This window comes from Clostridium tarantellae (genome assembly GCF_009295725.1).
GTDB classification, from domain to species: Bacteria; Bacillota; Clostridia; order Clostridiales; family Clostridiaceae; genus Sarcina; species Sarcina tarantellae.
The window spans coordinates 1-8222 of record NZ_WHJC01000150.1 but is presented as its reverse complement, the minus strand read 5'-3'; the positions used below and the strand labels follow the sequence as shown (position 1 = coordinate 8222).

Genomic DNA, 8222 nt, shown 5'->3' with positions numbered 1-8222 from the left:
AAGACAGTAAAAAATGAATTTCAGCTTCTAAAGAATTTTCTAAAAATTAAAAAAATTTATATGTTCTTTATTATTTTTCACACTTACTTTATTAATTTTTAAAGCAAAAAAAGTAATAAGTATTGCCTTTAATAATTATTTTTGTCCTTGCAAATTTAAAAAATAATTATATAATACTTATTACCTTATAAAGCTTTAATTTATTTTAATGTTATTATGCTAGTATTTTCTTTTTTTACATATCCATTTTTATCTTTTTCTGTTGTATGTACCATTATTTTTTTGCTTGAAGGACTCCAATTTGTAGGAGTATAATACTCTCCCGAAATAACTAAATAATTTTTCTTTGTTTTTAAATCATACATTTTAACTCCTTTTGATCCTATATATGATATTTTTGTACTATCTGGAGCCCAACATTGCCCATAAGGAATTCCCATATTTTCTGTATATATTAATTCTTCATTTTTTCCTTGCAAATCAGTTATAACCATTTCACTTCCTATAATATTGCCCTTCTTATCAATTTTTTCTTTAGTAATTAATATTTGTTTTTTATTAGGAGAAACTTGAAAATCAGCAACATTTTCTTCTATGAAATTTTTAGTTTCTTTAGTTTTTAAATTATATATTTTCATTTTATCTCTATCTTTTTTTGTTTCAAGATCAATATGTGTATAATATATATTATCTCCTACTTTATCTACATAATTTATCATTGATCCTTTAAATGGATTTTTCTGCGTTTCCATATCCCAATTTTCTACATTTTCTATTTTATCCAAGCTACCATTAATATTTAATATAGCAAATCCTTTGATAGAATCATATCTCATTATCACTTCATCATTATTTATCCATTTAGCTTTATCAAAATCTGCTAAAGACATATTCTTAGCATCTATTTTAGCTTTTATATTACCTTTTAAATCTGCAATATATGCTTTAGTACCTGGTTTAAATGGATTTATACAGTCAACATAAAATATATGTTTTTGATCTGGTGATGATACTACATATGCTTGTGAAGTATCTTTTTTCGCAATAAATTCAATATTTTTGTTATTTAAATTATATATACCTAAATTGCTAAAGCTATCTATGCTTTCAACTGTAATTCCATTATTACTAGAATCAATTGTTTTAGTTATTTCTCTATTTTTTTTCTTTTTATTTTCTTTAACAGCTAATATTTCATTATCATTTAGCCAGTCATATCCTATCATATCTTCATAAGTTTCTAATTTAGCTAATATATTATCATCTTTTATACTTTCAGTTTCTTTTATTATTTTTATATCATTAACCTCATTAAATAACTTATCTATTGAGTACTCCCAATATAATTTACCACCAAACAAATATATACAAGCACCTATTGCTACTACACTTGTTGCTAAAGCTATTGTTAATTTCTTTTTCTTCATTTGTTTTCCCCCTAAATACATTTTATGAATAAAATATATAATATATATTTTTCAAAAATATCTCTAAATGTTTCAAAGTTGTAAATTTATTAAAAGAAAATTTAAAATAAATTTTAAAAAATATATTACTTTGCTAAAGGGAAGTTTAACAAAAATGTGGTACCTATAGTCTCACTTTTTAAAATATTAATTTTACCTTTTTGTCTCTCTACTAATTCTTTTACTAAAGAAAGACCTATTCCTGTTCCTTCTAACTTTTTATCTGAATGTTTATATGACCTATAAAACGGTTCAAAGATTTTCTCTTTCTCCTCTTCTAAAATTCCAATACCTGTATCTTCTATTTCAATAAAAACTAAATCTTCCTGTATATAATTTTTTATTAATACATTTCCATCTGAAGTATTATATTTAATAGCGTTATCAATTAAATTCATAAAAATATGTATTATTCCCTCTTTGTCTCCTAATATAAAAGCATTCTCTAAACTAACTTCCATTTTAATATTAAATTTCTTAGCTTTTCCTTCCATTCTTTTATAGACCTCTTCTAATAACTCTTTAATATTAACTTTTTCACTTTGTAATTCAAATTCATATTTTTCAAGGGATGATAAATATAATACTTTTTCTACCATATCTTGAAGTACTTCTGATTCTTTTCTTATATTTAACTTAGCATCTTTTAATAACACACTATCATCTTCATACATATCTATTAAATCTAAATAAGCTTTTATAACAGTAAGAGGGGTCTTTAATTCATGTGTAATATTACCTATAAAGGTTTTTTGTTGCTTTTCTAAAGCTTTTAATTTATTAATTGCTAAATTTAATTTTTTTTCTTCACTCTTCATATTTTCTATGTTTCTATATATTTCATTACTTAAATAAAAAATTCCTTCACTAAGATCCCCTAATTCATCTCGTCTTTTTATAATACTAACTTTTTTATAATTTCCCTCTTTAATATTAATTAAAAATTTCTTTAATTTTAAAATTACCTTAGTATATCTATGAAAATAAATATAAGCAATTAAAAAACTAAAAATAAATACAAAACTTCCTATGTTAATAAAATGACTTCTTATCTTTTTATAAAAATCGTTACTTTTTTTTAAGTCATATTGAAATTTAATAATACCTACTTGATTTTTATTATAAATTGGTGCTACATAAGTTATATATTCTTTTTCATTCTTATAAGCTATATTTTTTTGTAACCCATAATAAATCAATTTTTCATCATATTCTTTTTCATATTTTAAATCTATAGTTGAGATTTTTTTTCCTTTCATATTAAAAATTACAGCATTTAAATCATTTATAGATTTTATATACTTTACTATTTCATCACTTTGTTCTTCTAAAAATTTCTCATGATTTTCATATGAATTTTTAATATATAACTGATTTACATAGCTATTTACAATCTTAGCTTGTTGAAATAAATATCTTTCATGTTCTTCCATTTGATTAATTCTTATAGCTCTTAAAACTAAAAAGCTTAACATTCCAACAGTTAAAATAAGAAGCATAGATAAAAATATACTATATTTAAATTTCAATTTAACCTTCATAAATTTTCCCTATACCTTTATATCCTACTTTATAAACAGTTTGTATGATATCTTGATAATTTTCCCCTAACTTCTTTCTTAATCTTTGAATATGTATATCAACGGTTCTAGTTCCCCCAAAATAATCCATTCCCCATATTAAATCTAAAAGTTCTTCTCGACTATAAACTCTATTAATATTACTTAAAAGATGTACTAAAAGTTCATATTCTTTAGGAGTAAATTCTAATTCATCTCCCTTTAAAATAATTTTTCTTTCACTTAATAAAACCTTTAGATCTTTTATTTCTATAGCATTAACTTCTTCTTTTGCTTTTGCTAATCTTCTAATTAAAGATTTAACTCTAGCTAATATTTCTCTTATATCAAAGGGTTTTGAAATATAATCATCAGCTCCTAACTCTAGCCCTAAAATTTTATCTACAATATCTGTTTTAGCTGTAAGCATAATAATACCCATATTATTTTTTTCATCCAACTTTTTACAAACATCAAAACCACTTAATTTTGGCATCATCACATCTAAAATAACCACCTTAGGTTTAAAGGTTTTAATTTTACTCAAAGCCTCTTCTCCATTATGTGCCTCTTGAACAATATAACCTTCTTTTCTTAAAGCATAAGCAATTAAACTTGCAATACTTATTTCATCATCTGCTACTAACACTTTTTCATCCATTTGTTTTGCTCCCTTATTCTTTCGTTAAATTTATTTTTCCAAATTAAATTTATTCTATTAAAATATAAAAATAATTTCAAACACTACTTTTTATTATATTAAACTTATTAAATAAAACTTAAAGCTAATTTTCAAAATAAAAATAGCAAGAGTTATTTAAAATTACTTAAATTAACTCTTGCTATTTCTTAATTTCTTTATTAAAAACTATTTAATAAATTAACCATTTCTATTGCTGAAACTGCTGCATCATATCCTTTATTTCCTGCCTTAGTTCCAGCTCTTTCTATAGCTTGTTCTATTGTATTAGTTGTTAATACTCCAAAAATAACTGGCTTATCTGAATTTAACGAAATACTAGCTACCCCCTTTGATACTTCTGCACACACATAATCAAAATGAGGTGTTGCGCCCTTAATAACAGTACCTAAACAAATAACTGCATCATACTTATCACTCATAGCCATCTTTTTAGCTACTAAAGGTATTTCAAATGCTCCTGGTACCCATGCAATTTCAATATTATCCTCTTCAACTCCATGTCTTTTAAGTCCATCAACAGCTCCACCTACAAGCTTAGAAACTATAAACTCATTAAATCTTGCTGCTACTATTCCTATTCTTAATCCTTCTGCTACTAAATTTCCTTCTATTAATCTCATTACTTTTTCCCCCTAATTTTAATTATATATATTAAATTATTTATCTTTTTTAACTATGAAATACTTTTAATCCAGTAAATGATTTAATTTCTCCCTCTTAGTTTTTAAATAAAACTCATTATTTTCATTATGTTCTATTTGTATAGGAACTCTTTCTGTAACCTGAATATCATAATAACTTAAACCATCAATCTTTCTAGGATTATTAGTCATCAATCTAACCTTTTCTACTCCTATATCCTTAAGAATTTGAGATGCTATAGTATAATCTCTCATATCTGCTGGAAAACCTAATTTAAGATTTGCTTCTACTGTATCAAACCCTTCATCTTGAAGTGCATATGCTTTTAATTTGTTTATTAATCCAATGCCTCTACCTTCCTGTCTCATATATAATAAAACTCCACAACCCTCTTCATGAATTTTCCTCATGGCTAAATCATATTGCTGTCCACAATCACATCTTTTTGACCCTAATACATCTCCAGTTAAGCATTCTGAATGTACCCTTGTTAATATTGCTTTTTTCCTATCTATATCTCCTTTAACTAAAGCTACATGATGTTCTCCATTTAATTTATTTATAAAACCATACATTTTAAAATCACCATATTTTGTAGGCATGTTTATTTCTACAACTCTCTCTACAAGCTTGTCATGTTTTTTTCTATATTCTATTAATGCTTCAATAGTTATTATTTTTAAATCATGCTCTTTAGCAAAATTTATTAAATCATCTCTTCTTGCCATGGTCCCATCTTCATTCATTATTTCACAAATAACTCCTGCTGGTTTTAACCCTGCTAATTTACTTAAATCTACAGCTGCCTCTGTATGTCCTGGTCTTTTTAACACTCCTCCTTCTTTAGCTACTAAAGGAAAAACATGACCTGGTTTTCTAAAATGCTCCACCTTTGAACTCTCATCTAAAACTTTTTGTATGGTTAAAGCTCTTTCATGAGCAGATATACCTGTAGTAGTTTCTACATGGTCTATAGATACTGTAAAAGCTGTTTGATGATTATCTGTATTGTTTTTAACCATAGGATAAATATTTAATTGGTTAAGCCTTTCCTCTTCTACAGGCATACATATTAATCCTCTACCATATTTACTCATGAAGTTTATAGACTCTGCCGTTACCTTTTCAGCTGCCATTAGTAAATCTCCTTCATTTTCTCTATTTTCATCATCTATAACCACTACCATTTTTCCTGCTTTTATATCTATAAGAGCTTCCTCTATACTATGGAAATTAATCATAACCATTTCTCTCCTTTTATCTAAAATTTTTAATAATGTTTTTTCTACATAAAAATCAATAATTAAATTACATAAATCCATTTTCTATAAGAAAATTTTCATCTATTGAAGAAAATTTTTTATTTTCATTATTTTGCTTATTTAAACCTAAAAGCTTTTCTACATACTTTCCTATAAGATCGCATTCAAGATTTACGGTTTCTCCTACTCCTTTGTTAATTAAAGTTGTTTCTTGCATAGTATGTGGAATTATACATACCTTAAATAATTCATCATCCACATAAGCTACTGTTAAACTTATTCCGTCTATAGCTATAGATCCTTTTTCAATTATGTATTTCAATATAGCTTCATTAGCTTTTATAGAAATACACACTGAATTATCCTCTCTAACTAAAGAATAAATTTTTCCTATTCCATCTATATGTCCACTTACTATATGCCCACCTAATCTACTTTCTAAGGTTAAAGCTCTCTCTAAATTAACTTTACTTCCAATTTCTAAGTTTCCTAAATTACTTCTTTTTAAAGTTTCATACATTACATCCGCTTCAAAATTATTATTATTAATGCTTGTTACTGTAAGACATACTCCATTAGTAGAAATACTATCTCCTATTTGTGTTTTATTTAAAACCTTACTTCCTTTTATAAAAAGTTTAGCTCCTTTCTCTCCATTTTTAATGTTTTTTATAGTTCCTACCTCTTCAATAATTCCAGTAAACATCTATATAATATTCGTTCCTTTCTAAATATAATTTTTAGCATTAGAAAAACATTTAACTTGTACTTTTTAACAATGAGTATAAACTTTATTTTTTTATATGTTTAATATCTATAAATTTAATAAATCTCTATAATCAATCCTTTTATCAATTACTAATATATCCCTCTATAAATATGTCTTCATCTACATAACTAAAAGTCATATCCTTAAGCTTAAACGCATCTTTTAAAAACTTTATTCCTTTACCTTCTATTGGAGTTTTAGATTGTTCTCCTCCTATTACTTTAGGAGAAATATAAACTTGAACCTTATCTACTATTCCACATTGCAAAGCTGAAAAATTTAAAGTAGCTCCTCCCTCTAAAAGTATGCTATCTATTTTCATTTCACCTAATATACACATTAAGTCATTTAAATCTACTTTATTCTCTTTTTCCTTTGTATATATGATTTCTACACCTTTTTCTTGAAGTAAAATTGCTTTATTTTTATTTACACTTTTTTTAGTAGTTATAATGGTTTTAATCTCCTTAGAAGTAGCCACTATATTACAACCTATTGGTGTTCTAAGATTACTATCTACAATTATTCTTATAGGATTTTTGCCGTTCTCTACTCTACAAGTAAGAAGAGGATTATCTTTTATAACTGTATCAACTCCTACCATAATAGCTGTTACTTTATTTCTTAATTTATGAACCTGTTGTCTTGAAGCTTCTCCACTAATCCATTTTGATTCACCTGTATATGTAGCTATTTTCCCATCTAAAGACATAGCCCATTTCATAACTATAAAAGGCTTTTTTTTAACTATATATTTATTGAATATTTCATTTATTTTTTTACACTCTTCTTCTAAAACATTAGTTATAACTTCAATTCCAGCTTCTTTAAGAATTCTTACTCCATTACCTGAAACAATTGGATTAAAATCAATACATCCAATAACCACTTTTTTTATCTTTTCCTTTATTATTCTTTGAGCACAAGGTGGAGTTTTTCCGTAATGAGAACAAGGCTCTAAGGTTACATAAAGAGTTGCTCCTGAAACATCTTCCTTAGCATTATTAAAAGCATTAACTTCTGCATGGTTACCACCATAATGTTCATGGTATCCTGTTGATATAACTTTATTATCTTTTACTATAATAGCTCCAACTAAAGGATTAGGATTTACGTTTCCCTCTCCTTTTTTAGCTAACTCTATTGCTAATTTCATATACTTTTTATCCATTTAAACTACTCCTAACCCTTAAATAAATTTAAGTAAATTTAAATTAATTTATGCTAAATACTAAAGTCTATACTAAACACTTGCAAACTGTAATTCATAAAAATATTTATTATAAATTTAAAAAATAATAATTTATAAACAATACATGTTAAATAAGTTCATTAATTTGTAAAACATTTATTTTCATGCATAAAAATACATAAAATCAACTTTAAATACATAACCATAACAATTAATTTTTTACATAAATAAAGCCCTAAGTTTTAATAACTCAGGGCTAAAAATTATACACACTACACAATATACAATAAAATTTATTTTTAACACACACAATACACATAACATTCTTTGAAAAAATTAATATTGTTAGTGAATAATTTTTATTCAAATTTTATTATTACCAATAAAATTTAAATAATACATAACTACATTAATATTTCCTAAATTAAAAAAAGCTCTGAAATAATAATATTTCAGAGCTATAAATCTTAAAAATAAATTAATAATTGTTTAAATATAAGCATAAATCATTAAACAGTTAAATTTTTATTAGTATATATTATATAAAAAAATCACATTTATATTTACAAATTAAAATAAAAAATATTTAAAAAATATAAATTTTTGTTAATGTAGTTTTAATATTACAG

Annotated in this window: 7 protein-coding genes; all 7 read right to left on the bottom strand. The window is 24.7% G+C overall.

The window, feature by feature from the left end; translation table 11 throughout:
* Positions 1–200: 200 nt before the first annotated feature.
* Positions 201–1427, bottom strand: a complete 1227-nt coding sequence (locus GBZ86_RS10045) for a hypothetical protein (RefSeq protein WP_152890284.1) — start codon at positions 1425–1427, stop codon at positions 201–203.
* 125 nt (positions 1428–1552) lie between these two features.
* Positions 1553–3007 carry a sensor histidine kinase gene (locus GBZ86_RS10040; protein WP_152890283.1) on the bottom strand — a complete coding sequence of 485 codons (1455 nt, stop codon included), beginning with the start codon at positions 3005–3007 and terminating at the stop codon, positions 1553–1555.
* Entirely contained in the window at positions 2997–3686 is a 690-nt protein-coding gene (locus tag GBZ86_RS10035; RefSeq protein WP_152890281.1) for a response regulator transcription factor, read from the bottom strand. The genes GBZ86_RS10040 and GBZ86_RS10035 overlap by 11 nt, the downstream gene beginning before the upstream one ends.
* A 200-nt stretch (positions 3687–3886) precedes the next feature.
* Positions 3887–4348: a 6,7-dimethyl-8-ribityllumazine synthase gene (ribH, locus tag GBZ86_RS10030; RefSeq protein ID WP_152890279.1), complete on the bottom strand. Its 462-nt coding sequence runs from the start codon at positions 4346–4348 to the stop codon at positions 3887–3889.
* Between the two features lie 66 nt (positions 4349–4414).
* Positions 4415–5611: a bifunctional 3,4-dihydroxy-2-butanone-4-phosphate synthase/GTP cyclohydrolase II gene (locus GBZ86_RS10025; RefSeq protein WP_152890277.1), complete on the bottom strand. Its 1197-nt coding sequence runs from the start codon at positions 5609–5611 to the stop codon at positions 4415–4417.
* A gap of 67 nt (positions 5612–5678) precedes the next feature.
* Positions 5679–6338 carry a riboflavin synthase gene (locus GBZ86_RS10020; RefSeq protein WP_152890275.1) on the bottom strand — a complete coding sequence of 220 codons (660 nt, stop codon included), beginning with the start codon at positions 6336–6338 and terminating at the stop codon, positions 5679–5681.
* A 145-nt stretch (positions 6339–6483) separates the two neighbouring features.
* Positions 6484–7572, bottom strand: coding sequence for a bifunctional diaminohydroxyphosphoribosylaminopyrimidine deaminase/5-amino-6-(5-phosphoribosylamino)uracil reductase RibD (gene ribD, locus GBZ86_RS10015; protein ID WP_152890273.1), 1089 nt, complete (start codon positions 7570–7572; stop codon positions 6484–6486).
* Positions 7573–8222: the final 650 nt, after the last annotated feature.